Consider the following 17600-nt stretch of genomic DNA (forward strand, 5'->3'; position numbering starts at 1 on the left):
AAATAAAAATATTCCTATGTATCCATATATAACCAAACCTTTACTTAGTAAAGTCCCATCCCCATATTCCTACAAGATGATCCCTTTATTTTATAGTTATTAGGATCTGACAGAACGTTCTACACAGGCCTAAATGCTCATATATTACCAGTGAAAAGGAGGAGGAATAAAATGGGTATCAAACTGATTAAAATTTCAGTCGTCTACTTTATGATCGGCGTCTGTATCGGACTATATATGTCCATGGTACATGACTACACCTTGGCCCCGGTTCATGTTCACATCAACTTATTAGGCTGGACCGCCCTGACGCTTGCAGGTCTTATTTATCACTTATTTCCGGCCGTATCTTCCACTAAATTGGCCAAAACTCATTTCTGGTTTCATAACGTTGGATTGCCCTTGATGATGATTGGATTATTCCTATTTGTACTTGGGAATGATGCTGTCGTCCCGGTCATTGCAACAGGCGGTGTATTGACAACAGTCGGTGTATTATTGTTTGGATATAATGTGTTAAAAGAATTAAAAGCCGCATAATCGATTGGAGCAGACCTGAAGCCCCTACTTGAGGATTGGGGCTGCTCCATTATTTTTTAATTATTCTAAAATCACTCCTGCAATATGTGTTGAAAGTGATACAATATAAGCGTATGACCATTTCAAATTTAGGAGTGATGTACATGTCGGTCAATGTTTATCTGAATTTTAATGGCAATTGCCGGGAAGCGGCTGAGTATTATGCAGAAGTGTTTGAAACGGAACCACCTCAAATCATGACGTTCGCTGAAGCACCACCACATCCTGACTATCCTCTCCCTGAAGAAGCCAAAAATCTGGTCCTACACACAAGACTCTCCATCGATGGCAGTAATGTGATGTTTTCAGATGTTTTTCCGAATATGCCTTTTGTGGAAGGTAACAACATCACGCTTGCCCTGGTAAGCGATGATACTGAAAAGCTGACATCCCGCTTCCACAAGTTGAAAGAAGGCGGGAAGGTTGATATGGAGCTTCAAGAGACATTTTGGAGCAAGCTATACGGTCAAGTTACCGATAAGTTTGGAATTCAGTGGCAATTTAATTATGAAGATAAAGAATAAACTGTAAGATTTATATGAAGGGTTATAGAATTTTCCACGGAAAATGTCTATAACCTTTTAAATTTACCAAATGTTTCGTTTCAGTCGTTTTTCTCTTCCGTATACATCATATTATGCAGCTTCCCAGTCATCTCTTCTAACGCACGCCTTGCTGACTCTACGGTACCGGTCATATTTATGAAGCTATGGACCATATCTTCATAGTGTAGATATTCGACATCTACCCCGGCAGTTCTTAATCTGTCACCAAATTCTATCGCTTCCTCCCTGAGGGGATCAAATTCAGCAGTAATTAGCAGTGTATCCGGCATTTTTTTCACGGACGGCGCTTTTAATGGAGAAACATATACTTCCGACCCTTCACGAGAATCAGTCAAATAATGGCCCCAAAACCATCTCATCTTTTCATTTGTTAGATTATATTGGTGATTTTCCCTATAGGAGCGTGTGTTAAAATTATTGTCCAGTACTGGCGTAATAAGAAATTGCAGGGACAGATGATAGTTTTCACTATCCCTAAAATAAAGGGAAGCCGCTGCCGCCAGGTTCCCTCCAGAACTTTCACCGCCAATCGCAATCCGCTTCAAATCTCCATTTAATCGTTCATGGTTCCGAAAGGTCCATTTTACGGATTCAATCACATCTTGAAAAGCTGAAGGGTATTTATGTTCCGGTGCCAAGCGATAGCCGATTGATACGACGATGATAGAGGCATGCCGTGAGAAATACCTGCATAGATTGTCTGAACTGTCCAAATCGCCAAAGACCCAACCACCTCCATGGCAATAAATAAGGACAGGAAAAGGTCCTTGACCACTTGGTGTATATACTCGTATCGGGATATCATGTCCTTCCCCTGAGAGAATGAATTCTTCTTTCACTTCAACTCCATCGACAGGAATCGAAATGAAAAATTCTCTTGCTATTTTATAATATTCCCTAGATTGTATCGGGGTCAGTATATCCAACGGAGGGTGGCTAAGTTCCCTCATTTTCTCGTTGATCGTGTGTAGTAATTCTATTATTTGAGGATTGGGAGCTGCTGTCACTTTCATTTTAATAGTGCCCTCTTTACGTTCATGGACTTCAACCATTCAACCTGTACATCCTCGTCCATTTTCTCTAAAACTGCTTTTCTTTCGCCCATTATTAATGAAGCTTTTTTATTATGTATATCAATCTCACCTATTACCTCTCCTCCCAATCTTTTCAGGATCGGAATAACGATTCGATTGCGTATATCAGGTTCTCCAATGATTCTGTTCATATCCTTATACTGATCAAATAAAAAAAGGATCATCGACCTGATAATCGAGAGGCCATCCTCTCTATTTAAATAATTTCTCGGCCCAATGAGTAAATGCATTCCAAGGTCCCCGACTTGATATTCATAAAGTTCTTTGACCGGATCCTCTTCAACGGAATATGCAATCAAATAACACACAGGTTCTCCATTCATCTCTCCAATAAATACTTCTTTATGCTCGGCATCAATAGACTTCCGGAGCCACTGTTCAAACTCGTGAAGTGGAAGATTTAGCTTCCAGAATGGAGCAATATGGGGTTGTTGCATCCACTTATACAATGTGGATAAATCTCGATCAAAATCAACGTGACGGTATAAAAAATTATCCGTTTTACTTTCCTTTATGATAAAAAATTCTGTTTCATCAACTTTCATTATTATCTACAACCTTTCTTCTACTAACTAAAAAACAATGGCGGAATTAACGATAATGATTATCATTATCATATACAAGGATATTATATGGAAACTGCCATATACTTGTCAATCGATTCAACACCCTTCCCGATTCTTAATTTCATCATTAATTGGGCATTCCAACGCAAAAAAGAGGCTGCTGAACGATGTTCAACAGCCTCACATTATTAGATATATATTTTAGTGCATATTGCTCAATACCCAGACAGATCCGGCGACGATGACGATCGCAATGAATGCCGCTGACATCATCTTCCCAACCTGCCATTTACCTTCACCTTCCGTTACGTGCATGAACATGAAGAGCTGGATAGCTGCCTGGATGAAGGCCAGAACGAATACAATCGATACAATGAGGCCATATGAAAGATTCGTATAAAGGCCAAACCATACGGCTAAGAACGTCAACGCAATCGATAAGATAAATCCAATGATCTGAGTCCAAGGAAGTCCACTATGATTCGTATTATGTGACATTATCCCACCATCCCTAATAAGTACACGCTTGTGAACACGAAGATCCAGACAAAGTCAAGAAAGTGCCAATACAAGCTTGATACAAATAGTTTTTTAGCGGTATCAGGATTCAATCCCCGTTTCTTCACTTGGAGCATCACAAGGATGATCCATAAGATCCCTACTGATACGTGTAGACCGTGCGTTCCTGTCAGTAAATAGAAGGATGACCAGAATGAGTTTGTCGTCATCGCTGCTCCTTCATGGATCAAATGGACGAATTCCGTGATTTCCATGTAGAGAAATCCTAATCCGAATAATAAAGTGATAATCAGCCAAACCATCATGGATTTGACGTTTCTTTTTCTTAATTCATTTATTGATAAACCAGACGTGAAACTACTGATCAACAGTAGTAATGTCATGATGATCGTATTCTTCATGTCAAACACTTCACTTGGAAGCGGGCCACCCATCGTACCGGTCTTCAGAGCAAAGAACGTTGCGAAAATAGTGGCGAATAATGCAATTTCCGCTCCAAGGAAAACCCAGAATCCGAAAATATTCAGTTTACCGATATCAGATTGATATTCAAGCGGCGCGTTTGGATCTATATTCGTACTATGTGCCATGCTCACGCCTCCCTCTTATACGGATTTTCCGTTTTTTCGATTTCTTCTACGCTGACATAATATCCTTCATCCTGTTTATGGGACATAAATGAACGGAATGCCATGCATCCGAAAATACCGATTAATGCCAGGATGGCCATCCAGAACAATTCGAACACTAAACCAAATCCTGCGACGAAGAAAAGCGCGGACATGATGAAAGGTGTCCCGGCATTGCTTGGCATATGGATCGGTTGGTATTCAAAGTTATCAGGAACCATCTTTCTTCCTTCTTGCTTCATATCATAAAATGCATCATGACTCTTCACTTCAGGTACATGTGCAAAGTTGTAATGAGGTGGAATCGCTGAGCTAGTTGCCCATTCAAGGGTACGTCCATCCCACGCGTCACCTGTTGTTTCTCTCTTAGCAAAACGGTAGCTGTAATAGATACCGTACACGAGAATCATGAATCCGACTCCCATTCCAAACGCTCCGACAGAAGAAATCACATTCAGTGATGTCCAGCCGTCTTCAGGACCGTATGTGTATACACGTCTTGGCATACCCGCGAATCCAAGTACGAATTGCGGTAAGAAACAAAGGTTGAAACCGATGGAGAAGAACCAGAAAGCCCATCTTCCGATCCGTTCATTCATCTTATGACCAAACATCTTAGGATACCAGTAGGCAAGTCCTGCGAAGCAGGCAAATACAACCCCGGCAATCAATGTGTAATGGAAGTGAGCAACCAGGAAGTAGTTATTGTGATATTGGAAATCAGCCGCAGCCATTCCAAGCATAACCCCTGTCACCCCACCGATCAGGAATGTCGGGATGAACGCAACAGACCATAACATCGGTACAGTAAATTCGATCTTACCTTTAAATAAAGTACCTAACCAGTTGAATATCTTGATTCCCGTCGGAATGGCAATCGCCATCGTTGAAATCGAGAATACACTGTTCACTGCTGCGCTTCCACCCATTGTAAAGAAGTGATGGACCCAAACAACAAAGCTTAGTCCAGAAATCGCAACAAGTGAGATAATCATAGATTTATAGCCAAATAGTGTTTTTCTTGCAAATGTAGCAATGATCTCTGAGAAAATACCGAAGGCCGGCAATATAACAATATATACTTCCGGATGCCCCCATAGCCAGAAAAGGTTTGACCAAAGCATCGGGTTACCACCATCCGTCAGTGTGAAGAAGTGGGAACCGAAGATACGGTCAAATGTCATCAGAGCTAATGTGACAGTCAAGATCGGGAATGCGAATACGATGATGAATGCCGTGATCAACGTTGTCCATGTGAACATAGGCATGCGAAGAAGCGTCATGCCAGGTGCACGCATCTTAATAATGGTAACGACAAAGTTAATACCGGTCAGTAACGTACCGATACCCGATATCTGTAATCCCAGAAGGTAATAGTTGATACCCGGTCCCGGGCTTCCTTCAATCGCAAGTGGTGCGTAGTTCGTCCAACCTGCATTCGGAGATCCACCAAATACGAAAGAAATATTGAAAAGGATTGCCCCGAACATGAATGACCAGAAACTCAAGTTATTCAAGTAAGGGAATGCTACGTCCCTTGCACCAATTTGCAAAGGAACGACAACGTTCATCAATCCAAGTAAGAACGGCATCGCCATGAATAAGATCATGATCGTACCGTGAGTCGTAAAGATTTCATTGTAGTGCTCAGATGTCAAAAATGAGTTATTCGGCACCGTCAATTGTGCCCTCATCAAGAGTGCATCGACTCCTCCACGGAAGAGCATGACAAGTGCTGCCAGGATATACATAATCCCGATTTTTTTATGATCAACGCTAGTAATCCAGTCGTTCCATAACCATTTCCACTTTTTAAAGTAAGTGAGGACTGCAACGATTCCGATTACGGTGAATACGATCGAAATGTTGGCTCCTATGATCAACGGATCGTTGAGGATAAGATTATCCTTTATAAAATCAAACATTTAAAGTCCTCCTTTCTTAGTGCTCGTGACTGCCATGATCTTCATGGTCGTCTTCTTTTTTCTTGCTATCATCATGGTCCATGTCTTCATGACCTTCCATATCCATATGTTCGTGACTCGACATGGCATCTTTATCTGCTCCACCAACCGTGGTATCAAGTCCGAATTTCTGACGGATGGCCATGGCATACTCAGAATTCTTCCCATGATCGACAAATGCCAAGTGAGTGGAAGAGAACGTCATCTTATCCACTGTTTCAGGAAGCATGAGTTTTTCATACGTTTCTTCCGTCAATTTCGGTTCATTCGATTGAGCATCTTTAACCCAATCTTCATATTTATCTTCTTTTAACGCAACGAAATCAAACGTTTGGTGCGTCATGCCTTCACCCGTGAAGTTTGAGTTCCTTCCATCGTACGTGCCAGGCTCATCTGCCTGTAAATATAAGTCATTGACCATACCAGGCATTCCATATATCTGTCCGCCTATTTGCGGTACCCAGAATGATGCCATTGAATCTGCTGCTGTTACTTTGAAGAGAATTGGATGATCCTCAGGAACGTTGACATAGTTCACCGTTTCGATTCCTTCTTCAGGGTAGCTGAAGATCCATTTCCAATCGACTGCCGTCGCATGAATCACAATCGGATCCTTATGAGCGGTCGCTTTCGGTGCCTCTCTTAATTCATAAAGGGCTTTTGTATTCGGAATGGATAATGCGATGACAATCAGGACGGGAATGAGTGTCCAAATGATCTCCAGGAATGTACTTCCGTGCATATCCGGCTTATAATCACTATTCTTTTTACTGCTTCGATACTTGAACAAGATGATTGTAAAGAAACCAAGAACAACAACCATAATCGCAATCATATAGTATATTGATAACATAATCAGATCTTTTTGGACGGCTCCAACCGGTCCTTTAGGATCTAGAAGGATTAATTCGCTATCCGTACTGAATATAATGATGAAAAATAACGAAATTAGACTTATTAAAACAATTAAATACGGTTTAAATTTATTAAACAAAAGAAATCACCTTCCTTTATGTAGAATTTACTCTCGTAGACCTATACTATCAAATTCTCTAAACAGGTACCCTTAATAACTGTACTTTTAAACAGATTTTCGAAATTTCGACGCATTTTATTCACAGAACGGTAACAATGTTGGAAAGAATTTCACAAGGGACAAAAAAATAACTCTCAAAGTTATCTGAGAATAACGTTGAGAGCGTTTTATAGGTTGATTATTTAGAATATTACTATCTACCTTTTCATAAAATGCGAGCAGATTCCGAAATGATATCATTATGTTAGGAGAATATTACTGTCTAACGATCTTTCCCCCTCATGAAATGAAAAACACTCTCTTAACGTATATTTCCATTCACTATTCAGTTCGGTTGGTTCTCTTTTTCACCACCTAAATCAAAAGGTGAGTATACGCCCTCATAGTCAACGATCGTCACCATTCCCCTGGCAGCATGATTGTTATCGTGGCAATGAAATAACCATTCTCCTACGTTATCCGCTTTGAAATAGATTACATATTCCTCTCCGGGTTTTACATGAATTAAATCTTTGACGATCGGCTTTTCAAATTTCTTTCCATTCTTTGAATTCACTTGAAAGCGATGGCCATGCAAATGCATAGGATGATTCATCCTGCCATTATTTCGAAGAGTGACTTTAACAATGTCCCCCTCACTCACATGAATAGGTGGTGTATCAGGAAAGATTTCATCGTTAATCTGGAAAGACATCCCTTCCCCCATTGACATCCCCATACTTAGGTCCATATCATAGGAAACATCCGGTTCAGGTGTGTCTACGAAAATGGGTTTCTCGCTCCCATATGAAATTCCTTTCGCCACACCTGCTTCTTGAGCAAGTGATGCATCCTGGTGACGATTTTGATTTTCATCAGAAACGACCGGAATGACCATGTCTTCTGCGTTTTCTACACTCTGTTCCTGACCGATGAACACCGTTTCCTTGTCAGTCTTCGTAAATTCCACATCCACTCGTTCTCCAGGTGCTATTTCAAGAACATTGGAGTTGTGATCTTCAGACACCACATTCTCTGCATCATTTGCAATCACCTTCATAGACCCTTCCGGGAAAACCAAGCGATGCTCCTGGTATCCGGCATTCACGAATCTCAATCTTGCTCTTTCACCCGCTTCCATCGTAAGGGGCTCAATCGCATTTCCCGCTTTTCCGTTCACGGTAAAGGTATCGTACATTTGTTTCGTATCCGCTTCACCGTCCCCGGACATCGCTCCCATCATCATACCTCCCATATTGGAGATATCCTCTCTTTCTTGATTTACTGCCCACTCATCCAGGATGAACACTTCATCTTTCTTATACTCGTTGTCCTTCTCTTCGACAACGAGTGATCCATATAAACCTTTGTCTACCTGAATGGAGCTTTGTTGATGGGAATGGTACCAATACGTGCCTGCATCATTTGCGACAAATTCATACGTAAAGCTTTCCCCAGGTTGAACGGCATCCTGTGTCAACCCTGGGATACCATCCATCCTGTTCGGCAAAAGGACTCCGTGCCAGTGAATGGTCACCGGTACGTCAAGCTCGTTCTTAAGCTTTACTTGTACAACATCACCTTCTGTGACACGAAGAGATTCCCCTGGGACTGTACCATTATACGTCCAGGCAGCTACCTTTTTGTCCTCACTGATTTCCCACTGTTTTTCCTCTGCAGTCAGAACGAATTTTTTCACAGGATGACCTTTTTTTTCTTGCGCACTTACTTCCAGAATACTCGTTTCTCCATCTTTCACTCCCTTGGGTAAACCCATATCTCCGCTCTTATACCAAGGCGATCGAAAGAACACGATCATTCCGATTCCCACTAATCCGATAATGAGAATAGAGCCAATGACCTTTCTATTCATAGCTGTCTCCCCTTTTTTCTCACTAATTTTTCAAACAACTAATTCCCAGAGAATTCTCAAACCATTCTTTTATTCATCTATTTTCCGTTTGAGCCTCTCATATTCTTCTTCCGTGATTTCTCCTTTTGCCAGGCGCTCCTTCAACAATCCCAATGAATGAAAATGATTTTGTTGAGTTGAATGTGTCGACTGCCCCGGGTTCTTCCCCCTCATCATCCAAATAATGATGCCCACAATCGCTACAATTAATATGATAAAAAGAAAGCTGGTTCCAAAGAACCCACCGCCCATTCCTCCACCATTCATCATAGAATCCTCTCCTTTATGTTTATACTCCCTATATACCCAATGAGGTATTTACGAAAACAATCTATTCTCTCTAATTGATCAGATTCCTCCTCTTTTATAACCAGAATCACCTTTCTATTTCCCCGTAAATATGCAAATAAAATGGAGAAAGCCAAAAAAAAATCAGATACCCCCTGTCAATCAACAGAACATATCTGATTTGTTTATGGTAGGATTCTCTCTCATCTTCGTTTTAGATGATGGAACTGTTGAAGTCATTTCAACCCTAATAATTGTTGAATTTCCTCTTTATTATTCTCAAAGCCAATTACATTCTTAACAAGCTTCTTCTTCCCGAATAGACCTTTCTCATAAAAGGCAAAGGAAGGGACGATCCTTGAACCCGAAATCTCTTTGAGTTCTTTTTCATACCTATCCTCTTCCCCTACGTTCTTATGAACATAGTCGATCTCCTGTTTATTTAGATACTCTTTTGCCGCTTGACAATCGGAACAGGTGGGACGGGTATAAAGCTCTAATGTCAGATCATTACTCATCTGGTCGGTCAGCTCCTTTCGTAAAGAACTACACCCCGGAAGGTTTAAAACCTTTTAGGCGCAGGGCGTTCAAGAGCACGGATACCGAACTGAAGCTCATGGCGGCTCCGGCGATCATCGGGTTAAGCAACGGCCAGCCGAACAGATGCAAGATTCCCATGGCAACGGGAATGCCAAGGATATTATACCCAAACGCCCAGAAAAGGTTCTGCTTGATGTTCCGTATGGTTGCTTTGCTTAATTCGACGGCTGTCGGTACGTCCATAAGGTCACTTCTCATCAGGACGATGTCCGCCGACTCCATGGCCACATCCGTGCCGGAACCGATGGCAATCCCAATATCCGCTTGCGCAAGGGCCGGAGCGTCGTTGATTCCGTCTCCGACCATCGCCACTTTCCTGCCGTCTTCCTGAAGCTTCTTGACTTCATTTGCTTTATCTTCCGGCAGTACTTCACTGAGGACAGTGTCAATACCGACTTTTTTCGCGATGGCCTCCGCCGTCCGCTTATTGTCTCCCGTGATCATGGCCACTTGGAGTCCCATTTTATGAAGCTTTTCAATCGCTTGAAAACTTGTTTCTTTCACCGTATCGGCGACTGCAATGATGCCGGCGATTTCATCTTCAATGGCGATGTACATCGGTGTTTTGCCCTCGGCAGCCAGCCGGTCCGATACTTCTGCCAATTCACCGACTTCGACGTCATTTTCATCCATCAACTTGCGGTTTCCAAGCAATAGATCATCTCCATCTACCGTCACTTCAATTCCCTGGCCCGTAATGGCATCAAAGAAGTCCGTCTTACGGAGGGGGAGTCCCCTCTCCTCTGCTTCCCTGACAATCGCTTCTCCAAGAGGATGCTCTGACCCCTTTTCAGCTGAAGCGGCAAGTATCAGGAGTTCTTCTTCTGAAGTGGATTCTGATGTTACGATATCCGTCACCACAGGCTTTCCTTCAGTGATGGTGCCGGTTTTATCAAACACGATCGTTTCGATTTTATGTGTTGTTTCAAGGGCACCACCGCTTTTAATTAATACGCCATTTTCCGCGCCTTTCCCTGTACCGACCATAATGGCGGTAGGTGTCGCGAGTCCCAACGCACAAGGACAGGCGATGACAAGAATCGAAATCGTGATGGTAAAGGCGAAGAGACCTGACTCCCCTGCTATATACCAGGCGAGACCGGAGAGTATGGCAAGAACGATGACGATAGGAACAAAATAACCTGAAATGATATCCGCCATTTTGGCGATCGGGGCTTTTGAGCCCTGAGCCTCTTCCACCAGCTTGATGATTTGCGATAATGCCGTATCCTTCCCAACTTTGGTTGCCTCGTATCGGATGGTACCATTCTTATTGATGCTTGCACCGATGACGTTCGACCCACTGGTTTTCTCGACCGGGATACTTTCCCCTGTCAGCATCGCCTCATCGACGGATGTCTTCCCTTCAGTCACCACACCGTCCACAGGAATTTTTTCACCAGGCTTTACGATGATGATGTCTCCGACTTCCACTTTTTCGACTGAAATCTCGACTTCTTCTCCATCTCTTACGACAGTAGCGGTTTTTGGGGCGAGCCCCATCAGCTTCTTGATGGCTTCAGACGTTTTCCCTTTCGAAAGTGCCTCAAAATATTTCCCCAAGGTAATAAGAGTGAGGATGACGGCTGCCGATTCGAAATAGAGGTTCTGCGCATACCCTTCACTGCCTGCTATGATCATGATGGTAGCAAATAAGCTGTAAAAAAAGGCAGCCCCGGTCCCCAATGCAACAAGTGAATCCATGTTGGGGTGGCGTTTGACAAGTGTCTTAAACCCTACGCTGAAGAAAGGTTTTCCCATCATCATGACAGGAATCGTAAGAACCAATTGAAGTAAGGCAAATCCAGACGGGTTTACCATCGGATCGATGGCCTCTGGTAGAGGCATCCCGAACATATGCCCCATGGAAACCAGCAGCAGGGGCACTGTGAAGACGGCTGAAACCCAAAATCGCTTCCACATCGTCTTGATGTGCTGCTCTTTCTTATCCCTGTCTTCATCCACTGTATCTTCTGCATCAGCGTCCTCGTGCGCTTCGTACCCTTCATCTGAGACCGCACCCTTGATATCGGACACGGTGACGACGGCAGGATCGTATTCAATCATCAGTTTCTCTGTCGCCATATTGACACTAGCTTCCTTGACACCATCGAGATTTCTTGTTGCCTTTTCCACCGTTTGCACACAGGATGCACAGGTCATGCCCGTCACGCTGAATGTCTTCTTCTCCATTTCCGTGACTGCTTTATAGCCTGCGTCATCCACGGCTTTCTTGATCTCTTCAAGTGAGAGTTCATTTTCATCATAGGTAATATTCAGTTTTTCCGTTGCAAGGTTTACGCTTGCCTGCTGCACTCCATCCAACTTCTTTGTTGCTTTCTCTACAGCCTGGGAACAGGATGCACAAGTCATCCCTTCGATACTTACTGTTTTTTCCGTCATTATGCTAACCACCTTTATTTCGCTGGTTCTGTTTCGTACCCCGCATTAGACACGGCTTTACTTAAGCTGTCTGGTGTTTGCTTCGTTTCGTCATACTTCACCTTTGCCGCTCCATTTTCCAGATCCACTTTCGCTTTTTCCACACCGTCCAGTTCATTCAATACGCCTTCTACCTTTTTCACACAGTTTCCACATGTCATTCCTGATACGTTCAATAATGTTTTTTCCATTTTTCAACACTCCTTGGTTTTTTAATGTTGGCAGTTCATGCCGTGATCTTTTTTACACGTACACTGCCCAGGTACGCAATTGCATGCGATGTAGTCGACCGCATCCTGTTTCTTCTTCTTTAAAGCTGCTTCCAGCAATGTAATGTCATCATGACTCAGTGTTGCTTCTTCGATCAGATCGGCAATCGTTTTTCCGACTGCCCTGCTGCATATATGGGTGAATAATCCTGACTTCAGTGTTTTTAGGCTTTCTTCCTCACTGACACCTGCCCTGTAGATGAACCGGTTTCCGATTTTCTCGGTTGTCAGCATCCCTTTTTTGACAAGCCGCCCAATAAAGGTTTTTGTCGTTGCCGGCTTCCACTCTCTCTTTTCCTGCAGGACCGAGCTTATTTCCTTACTGGTCACTTCTTTAAGCGTCCAGACCACTCTCATGACTTCCCATTCAGAATCCGTGATTTCCGGTTTTTCTTCCTCAGGCAATGATATCCCTCCTTCTGTTTACAAATGTAATCGATTTGTATTTATAGTTTACAACTGTAATCGATTTTGGTCAACTGATTTGATTTGTTTTTTTGAAATTGGGCTATTTTTGGATGATTAGGTAACATTTTTATTCTGTACCACTTGCTAAATTCTATAAACGTATTTACCTGTTGACCGTTCAAAAAAAAGAGATGAACCCAAGCCCATCTCTTTTTTCTTGTTTTATTATTCAACTGGTGATAATTCGCTTTCCGTAACCCATTTATGATTCTTGACTGCTTCTCCGCCTGTAGTTGGTGTGTAGTCCACCATATAGACAGCCATTTCTTCTGCTGAGTCGATCGTTCCCGTCGCTCCCTTCATTCCCTTCATGTGATCGGTATTCAAGACCACTTCATCCCCGGGTTTAAACGGTTGATCGCCAAAATCTTTCAACTCTTCATGAATGACCCATTTATGGTTTTTCACCTTTTCTCCGCCCGTGGTCGGTGTGTAGGTGACCGTATAGACGACGGTATCGTAAGTACCTGAAATGGTTGCTTCCGCATCCTTCATCCCTTCCATGTGATCATCTTTGATCATGACTTTGCTTCCTACCCCGTACCTTGGGTTTGGTGCTTCTTTCAAGCCCTTTGGCAGCTCTCCTGAACCAGTGTGATTCATGTCACTATGCTCCATGCTGTCCATTTCTTCCGTCATCCCGTCATCATCGTTTGAACAAGCTCCCAGAAAAAGAAGGGTCATTAGAATGAAAAGGAACGATTTTTTTCTATGTTTCATCGTGGTCGTACCTACCTTTCGAGTGATATCTATTAAATTTTATCCTGCAAAATTGCAGAATCTATGGAGAACATATGTAGAAGTATGATATTTTCGTGACAAATCCAACAGAATGTATCATGCCTTGGAGAGAACCCGGCAAACCTGTCTTTATGCATACATTTTTCATATTTTCACGTTACACTGGTAATAGAAATCATAAATGAGGAGTTCCTATGAATAAAATTTCAACGAAACTTGCGGCTGCCTTCACCATAGCCGTCTTCATCATGGAAGGGTTATTGATGCTCTATCTCCATGATAATATTATCGATTCCCGGATTCAGGAAGAATTTCAGTCCATCCTATCCCGGGGTAACAGCCATCGGGACGTATTAGAGGAGCGCTTTTCCAATACGACCCTGCACCATATCGCGCTAATGGAATCAAAAACAGAAACCGAAGTCGTGATTACAGATAAAACCCATCACGTGATTATCAGCTCGAAGAAATTAACGGGTGGCATGCGCGAATTAATCAGTGAGAGCCCGAATTCATTCCCACGTGAAGGAAGAGTGATTGAAGCGAACTGGAAAGACGTGAACTATTTAGCCACCGTCACCTCTTTTAAAAATGGTGCCGATGAAGGCTATGTTTATATGTTTAAAAGCGCCTCACCGCTACGGAACTTAATACGTAAATTAAACGGCCATTTTTTACTTGCAGGAATCATGAGCCTCATCATATTAGCCTGTATCCATTTTCTCCTGTCCAAAATGTTGACACGGCCATTGATTAATATGAAAGAAGCTACTGAAGAATTAAGTAAAGGGCATTTTGGGGTCAAGCTCCCCGAATTGGGGAAAGACGAACTTGGAGATCTTTCTACTTCCATACAAACATTAGCCAATGATTTAGAAACGATTCAACAGGACCGCACTGAATTTCTGGCCACCATTTCCCACGAGCTCAGGACACCCTTGACGTATGTCCTGGGGTATGCGAATGTAGCCCTCCGTGACGAAATTTCAGAAACTGAAAGAAAAGAGTATTTAACGATTATCAAAGAAGAATCTAAAACGATTGTCACATTGATCGAAAATCTATTTGAGCTTGCCAAGATTGACGAGAACAACTTCTCGATTCATCAGGAGGAGATACCATCCTCCCCATACTTCCGGAAAATCATCAACAAGATCACTCCCGCTTTTAAAAGTCGTGGAATGGGTCTGGTCCTGTCCGTCCCAGACGAATTCTCATTCCACGCGGATCCGATCCGTTTGGAGCAAATCATCATGAACCTGTTGGATAACTCCTTGAAATATTCAAAGCCCGGTTCAACGGCAACGGTCATTGCCCGGCAACATGTTCAGGAAAAACTAGACCTTACCATCACAGACCAGGGCATAGGCATTCCAGCTGACGAGCTCTCTCAAGTATTTAATCGCTTATATCGGATAGAAAAATCACGTTCGAGGGAATTTGGCGGTTCGGGCCTCGGCTTATCCATCGTAAAGGAGCTGGTGGAAGCACACGGTGGACAAATTTCAATCGAAAGTGAACCGAATAAGGGAACATCCATCAATATCATACTTTAAGGTTTGGAGGGTTGACTGTGAACAACCTATTATTAATCGATGATGAAACAAGGATGTTAAATCTATTGGAGCTTTACCTCACTCCTCACGATTATTCGTGTGTAAAGAAAAATAACGGCTATGACGCGATTCAATATATGAAACATTATCCCGTCGATCTCATCATTTTAGACATTATGATGCCGGAACTGAATGGTTTTCAGACATGTGAAAAAATCAGAGAGTTTTCCCATGTACCTATCATCATGTTGACAGCAAGGGGTGAGAAAGACGATATCGTAAAAGGATTAAACGTGGGAGCCGATGATTATATTACAAAGCCCTTTGATGAAGAGGAACTTGTCGCACGCGTGAATGCCCTTTTCAGAAGAAAGACACGATATGATCAAATAGAAAATACACAGCAACTCATCCGAGGCGGATTCACATTAGATGGACATACCTACACGTTAAAATATGAAAATCAGACCCTTTCCTTGACCTTAAAGGAATACAACATCCTTCACTCCCTGATGAAAAATACAGACCGTGTCTACACAAGGGAACAACTCCTGCTGATGGTGTGGGATATCAATTCCAATACCGAAATCAGGACTGTAGACTCTCATATCAGAAATCTGAGGGACAAATTAAAAAAGGCTGGATTCCCGATAGAAGATCATTTAAAAACCATATGGGGCATCGGGTATCAGTGGAAAATATAATGAGAAAGCAGGAGAAACAATGAAACATATAAAAACATTTTTATTAGTATCTTCATTAGGCATCTTGGTATCTGGTTGCTCTGCAACAGACGAGGATTATTCCTATGTCAAAACGGAAGATAAGACCATCGACCACATTCACGGAATTGGATACCCAAATAATAAAGGAGAATTGGTCATTGCTACTCATGATGGATTAATGAAATATAAAGATTCCACATGGTATGAAACAAATAGCGAAAAACATGATTATATGGGCTTCCAGCCGTATAAAGGTGGTTTTTACTCCAGCGGACATCCGGAAGAAGGGTCAAAACTTAAAAATCCCCTCGGATTGGTCAAAAGTACAGATGGGGGCAAGTCATTGGACAAGTTGGCATTCTACGGGGAAACCGACTTTCATTATCTCGGGGCCGGTTACGAATCCAAAGTCCTTTATGCGATTAATCAAGAGCCCAATTCAGAGATGGATAAAGGACTTTACCGTTCCATGGATGAAGGGGAAAATTGGGAAAAGGCTGATATGAAGGGGTTTGAATCGACTTCAATCGGAAATATAGCGGTTCATCCTTCAAAGAAAGAGATGGTGGCCATCTCCAGTAAGGATGGGGTATTTGTATCCGAGGATGGCGGAGATTCCTTTACAAAAGTGGAGAATACTCAAACGACAACCAGTATCTACTTAACGGAAAAGACCGGGCTTTTCGCCAGTATAGAAAAAGGAAAGATACAATTACATGAGTTGGACCTTGACTCAATCAAAATGCAATCCTACCCTACTCCAGACTTATCTCAAGATAATCCGATTATGTATATCTCATCCAACCCGGAACGCTCTGCTGAGTGGACGGTCGTGACCTATAACAATGATATCTACCAAACGACTGATAATGGTGAGACATGGAATGAAGTTGTGGATGAAGGAAATCTTGAAAAGTAGGAGATATAAAATAGAGTGGAGACCAATCGAATGGTTTCCACTCCTTTTTGTTTACGCGATATTCTTACACACTTCTGCACAATTAAAGCAAGCATCGGCACATTTCTGGCAGTGATCATGATCATGTTTCTTACATTCTTCCCCGCATGTTTCACAAATCTTCGCACACACTTGGGCTAGTTCCGCTGCAAATGGTGTTCCCCTTACTAAAGATTGTTCTAAGTATGCACATATATCCGCACATTCGCGGTCCAAACGGATACACTCTTTCATCATATTGATGTCTTCTTCCTTTAGACAAGCATCATAACAGTGGTTACACGCTTCCATACATTCATGCAGTGCTTGGATGGCAGATTGGTACTTTTCATGTGACATATGATCTTCCTCCTTAAAATTGTTGGTTACTACAACATTACTATATCCAGTTCGAATGGCATTAAACGGAAAAATTACTATTTTTTCTTTTTTGTCAGGTTTATTTTGATTTGCATAGAATCTGCATAAACACAGGGTATACATAGAAAATTTAACGTGAAGATAATGCTAGAGGAGGCTGTGACATTACTAATTCACTCCTTGTATCACCGCTGTTGATTTCCGTGCAAGACTTCGCTTTCCTCGGGCGGAAGGCGAGCCTCCTCGTCGCTACCTGCACTGGACCCAAAAAGTTGGACACTTATTTTCTATGCAGCTAATTCGGTGTTAACTCGATAAGCTACCGGACTTTTTCGTTTTAACCTTGATT

The 17600-nt window shown here is 42.4% G+C and carries 19 protein-coding genes; 5 read left to right on the forward strand and 14 right to left on the reverse strand.

Going from position 1 to position 17600, the window contains the following annotated elements; all coding sequences use genetic code 11:
- The first annotated feature begins 171 nt into the window (after window positions 1–171).
- Complete coding sequence (locus tag ACIGG7_RS20820) at window positions 172–540, forward strand: cytochrome-c oxidase (protein ID WP_224944770.1); 369 nt, start codon at window positions 172–174, stop codon at window positions 538–540.
- A gap of 143 nt (window positions 541–683) precedes the next feature.
- Complete coding sequence (locus tag ACIGG7_RS20825) at window positions 684–1103, forward strand: VOC family protein (RefSeq protein WP_224944771.1); 420 nt, start codon at window positions 684–686, stop codon at window positions 1101–1103.
- Between the two features lie 80 nt (window positions 1104–1183).
- Here the strand turns inward: ACIGG7_RS20825 and ACIGG7_RS20830 are convergent, their stop codons facing one another.
- From ACIGG7_RS20830 to ACIGG7_RS20890, 13 genes are all read right to left on the reverse strand, one after another.
- On the reverse strand, window positions 1184–2197 hold the full coding sequence (locus ACIGG7_RS20830; RefSeq protein WP_397550911.1) for an alpha/beta hydrolase: 1014 nt from the start codon (window positions 2195–2197) through the stop codon (window positions 1184–1186).
- Complete coding sequence (locus ACIGG7_RS20835; RefSeq protein WP_397550912.1) at window positions 2155–2784, reverse strand: GNAT family N-acetyltransferase; 630 nt, start codon at window positions 2782–2784, stop codon at window positions 2155–2157. Before ACIGG7_RS20835 ends, ACIGG7_RS20830 begins: the two co-directional genes overlap by 43 nt.
- 222 nt (window positions 2785–3006) lie before the next feature.
- Window positions 3007–3303: a cytochrome aa3 quinol oxidase subunit IV gene (qoxD, locus tag ACIGG7_RS20840; RefSeq protein WP_224944773.1), complete on the reverse strand. Its 297-nt coding sequence runs from the start codon at window positions 3301–3303 to the stop codon at window positions 3007–3009.
- Window positions 3303–3914, reverse strand: coding sequence for a cytochrome aa3 quinol oxidase subunit III (gene qoxC, locus ACIGG7_RS20845; protein ID WP_224944774.1), 612 nt, complete (start codon window positions 3912–3914; stop codon window positions 3303–3305). Before qoxC ends, qoxD begins: the two co-directional genes overlap by 1 nt.
- Window positions 3915–3916: 2 nt before the next feature.
- A complete protein-coding gene (gene qoxB, locus ACIGG7_RS20850) occupies window positions 3917–5878 on the reverse strand; it encodes a cytochrome aa3 quinol oxidase subunit I (RefSeq protein WP_397550913.1) in 1962 nt (653 codons plus the stop codon).
- Between the two features lie 16 nt (window positions 5879–5894).
- Window positions 5895–6911, reverse strand: a complete 1017-nt coding sequence (qoxA, locus tag ACIGG7_RS20855; RefSeq protein WP_397550914.1) for a cytochrome aa3 quinol oxidase subunit II — start codon at window positions 6909–6911, stop codon at window positions 5895–5897.
- 367 nt (window positions 6912–7278) lie between these two features.
- Entirely contained in the window at window positions 7279–8805 is a 1527-nt protein-coding gene (locus tag ACIGG7_RS20860; protein WP_397550915.1) for a multicopper oxidase family protein, read from the reverse strand.
- 69 nt (window positions 8806–8874) lie between these two features.
- Complete coding sequence (locus tag ACIGG7_RS20865; protein WP_397550916.1) at window positions 8875–9114, reverse strand: SHOCT domain-containing protein; 240 nt, start codon at window positions 9112–9114, stop codon at window positions 8875–8877.
- Between the two features lie 254 nt (window positions 9115–9368).
- A complete protein-coding gene (locus ACIGG7_RS20870; protein WP_397550917.1) occupies window positions 9369–9650 on the reverse strand; it encodes a glutaredoxin family protein in 282 nt (93 codons plus the stop codon).
- A 28-nt stretch (window positions 9651–9678) separates the two neighbouring features.
- Window positions 9679–12135 carry a heavy metal translocating P-type ATPase gene (locus tag ACIGG7_RS20875; protein WP_397550918.1) on the reverse strand — a complete coding sequence of 819 codons (2457 nt, stop codon included), beginning with the start codon at window positions 12133–12135 and terminating at the stop codon, window positions 9679–9681.
- 14 nt (window positions 12136–12149) lie between these two features.
- Entirely contained in the window at window positions 12150–12365 is a 216-nt protein-coding gene (locus ACIGG7_RS20880; protein ID WP_397550919.1) for a heavy-metal-associated domain-containing protein, read from the reverse strand.
- Between the two features lie 21 nt (window positions 12366–12386).
- Window positions 12387–12848, reverse strand: a complete 462-nt coding sequence (locus ACIGG7_RS20885) for a CopY/TcrY family copper transport repressor (protein WP_397550920.1) — start codon at window positions 12846–12848, stop codon at window positions 12387–12389.
- 228 nt (window positions 12849–13076) lie between these two features.
- The gene (locus tag ACIGG7_RS20890; protein ID WP_397550921.1) at window positions 13077–13631 is read right to left on the reverse strand and encodes a YdhK family protein; all 555 of its coding nucleotides are present in this window, start codon (window positions 13629–13631) and stop codon (window positions 13077–13079) included.
- Window positions 13632–13846: 215 nt separating this feature from the next.
- Here ACIGG7_RS20890 and ACIGG7_RS20895 point away from each other — a divergent pair, with 215 nt between their 5' ends.
- The 3 genes from ACIGG7_RS20895 to ACIGG7_RS20905 are packed head-to-tail and all read left to right on the forward strand — an operon-like array spanning window position 13847 to window position 16852.
- Window positions 13847–15208 carry a sensor histidine kinase gene (locus tag ACIGG7_RS20895; protein WP_397550922.1) on the forward strand — a complete coding sequence of 454 codons (1362 nt, stop codon included), beginning with the start codon at window positions 13847–13849 and terminating at the stop codon, window positions 15206–15208.
- A 17-nt stretch (window positions 15209–15225) separates the two neighbouring features.
- Complete coding sequence (locus ACIGG7_RS20900) at window positions 15226–15912, forward strand: response regulator transcription factor (RefSeq protein WP_397550923.1); 687 nt, start codon at window positions 15226–15228, stop codon at window positions 15910–15912.
- 19 nt (window positions 15913–15931) lie between these two features.
- Complete coding sequence (locus ACIGG7_RS20905; protein WP_397550924.1) at window positions 15932–16852, forward strand: F510_1955 family glycosylhydrolase; 921 nt, start codon at window positions 15932–15934, stop codon at window positions 16850–16852.
- 51 nt (window positions 16853–16903) lie between these two features.
- Here ACIGG7_RS20905 and ACIGG7_RS20910 read toward each other — a convergent pair whose 3' ends face one another.
- The gene (locus tag ACIGG7_RS20910; RefSeq protein WP_397550925.1) at window positions 16904–17230 is read right to left on the reverse strand and encodes a four-helix bundle copper-binding protein; all 327 of its coding nucleotides are present in this window, start codon (window positions 17228–17230) and stop codon (window positions 16904–16906) included.
- Between the last annotated feature and the right edge of the window lie 370 nt (window positions 17231–17600).

It is taken from the genome of Rossellomorea sp. NPDC077527, assembly GCF_044542955.1.
GTDB lineage: Bacteria > Bacillota > Bacilli > Bacillales > Bacillaceae_B > Rossellomorea > Rossellomorea aquimaris_E.

What these genes read in the sequence shown, in the direction of transcription:
- ACIGG7_RS20870 (WP_397550917.1), bottom strand. Translation starts at nt 9,650, where the DNA reads ATGAGTAATGATCTGACATTAGAGCTTTATACCCGTCCCACCTGTTCC.
- ACIGG7_RS20835 (WP_397550912.1), bottom strand. Translation starts at nt 2,784, where the DNA reads ATGAAAGTTGATGAAACAGAATTTTTTATCATAAAGGAAAGTAAAACG.
- ACIGG7_RS20895 (WP_397550922.1), top strand. Translation starts at nt 13,847, where the DNA reads ATGAATAAAATTTCAACGAAACTTGCGGCTGCCTTCACCATAGCCGTC.
- ACIGG7_RS20860 (WP_397550915.1), bottom strand. Translation starts at nt 8,805, where the DNA reads ATGAATAGAAAGGTCATTGGCTCTATTCTCATTATCGGATTAGTGGGA.
- qoxC (WP_224944774.1), bottom strand. Translation starts at nt 3,914, where the DNA reads ATGGCACATAGTACGAATATAGATCCAAACGCGCCGCTTGAATATCAA.
- ACIGG7_RS20880 (WP_397550919.1), bottom strand. Translation starts at nt 12,365, where the DNA reads ATGGAAAAAACATTATTGAACGTATCAGGAATGACATGTGGAAACTGT.
- ACIGG7_RS20820 (WP_224944770.1), top strand. Translation starts at nt 172, where the DNA reads ATGGGTATCAAACTGATTAAAATTTCAGTCGTCTACTTTATGATCGGC.
- ACIGG7_RS20865 (WP_397550916.1), bottom strand. Translation starts at nt 9,114, where the DNA reads ATGATGAATGGTGGAGGAATGGGCGGTGGGTTCTTTGGAACCAGCTTT.
- qoxB (WP_397550913.1), bottom strand. Translation starts at nt 5,878, where the DNA reads ATGTTTGATTTTATAAAGGATAATCTTATCCTCAACGATCCGTTGATC.
- ACIGG7_RS20910 (WP_397550925.1), bottom strand. Translation starts at nt 17,230, where the DNA reads ATGTCACATGAAAAGTACCAATCTGCCATCCAAGCACTGCATGAATGT.
- ACIGG7_RS20825 (WP_224944771.1), top strand. Translation starts at nt 684, where the DNA reads ATGTCGGTCAATGTTTATCTGAATTTTAATGGCAATTGCCGGGAAGCG.
- qoxD (WP_224944773.1), bottom strand. Translation starts at nt 3,303, where the DNA reads ATGTCACATAATACGAATCATAGTGGACTTCCTTGGACTCAGATCATT.
- ACIGG7_RS20830 (WP_397550911.1), bottom strand. Translation starts at nt 2,197, where the DNA reads ATGGTTGAAGTCCATGAACGTAAAGAGGGCACTATTAAAATGAAAGTG.
- ACIGG7_RS20905 (WP_397550924.1), top strand. Translation starts at nt 15,932, where the DNA reads ATGAAACATATAAAAACATTTTTATTAGTATCTTCATTAGGCATCTTG.
- ACIGG7_RS20875 (WP_397550918.1), bottom strand. Translation starts at nt 12,135, where the DNA reads ATGACGGAAAAAACAGTAAGTATCGAAGGGATGACTTGTGCATCCTGT.
- ACIGG7_RS20890 (WP_397550921.1), bottom strand. Translation starts at nt 13,631, where the DNA reads ATGAAACATAGAAAAAAATCGTTCCTTTTCATTCTAATGACCCTTCTT.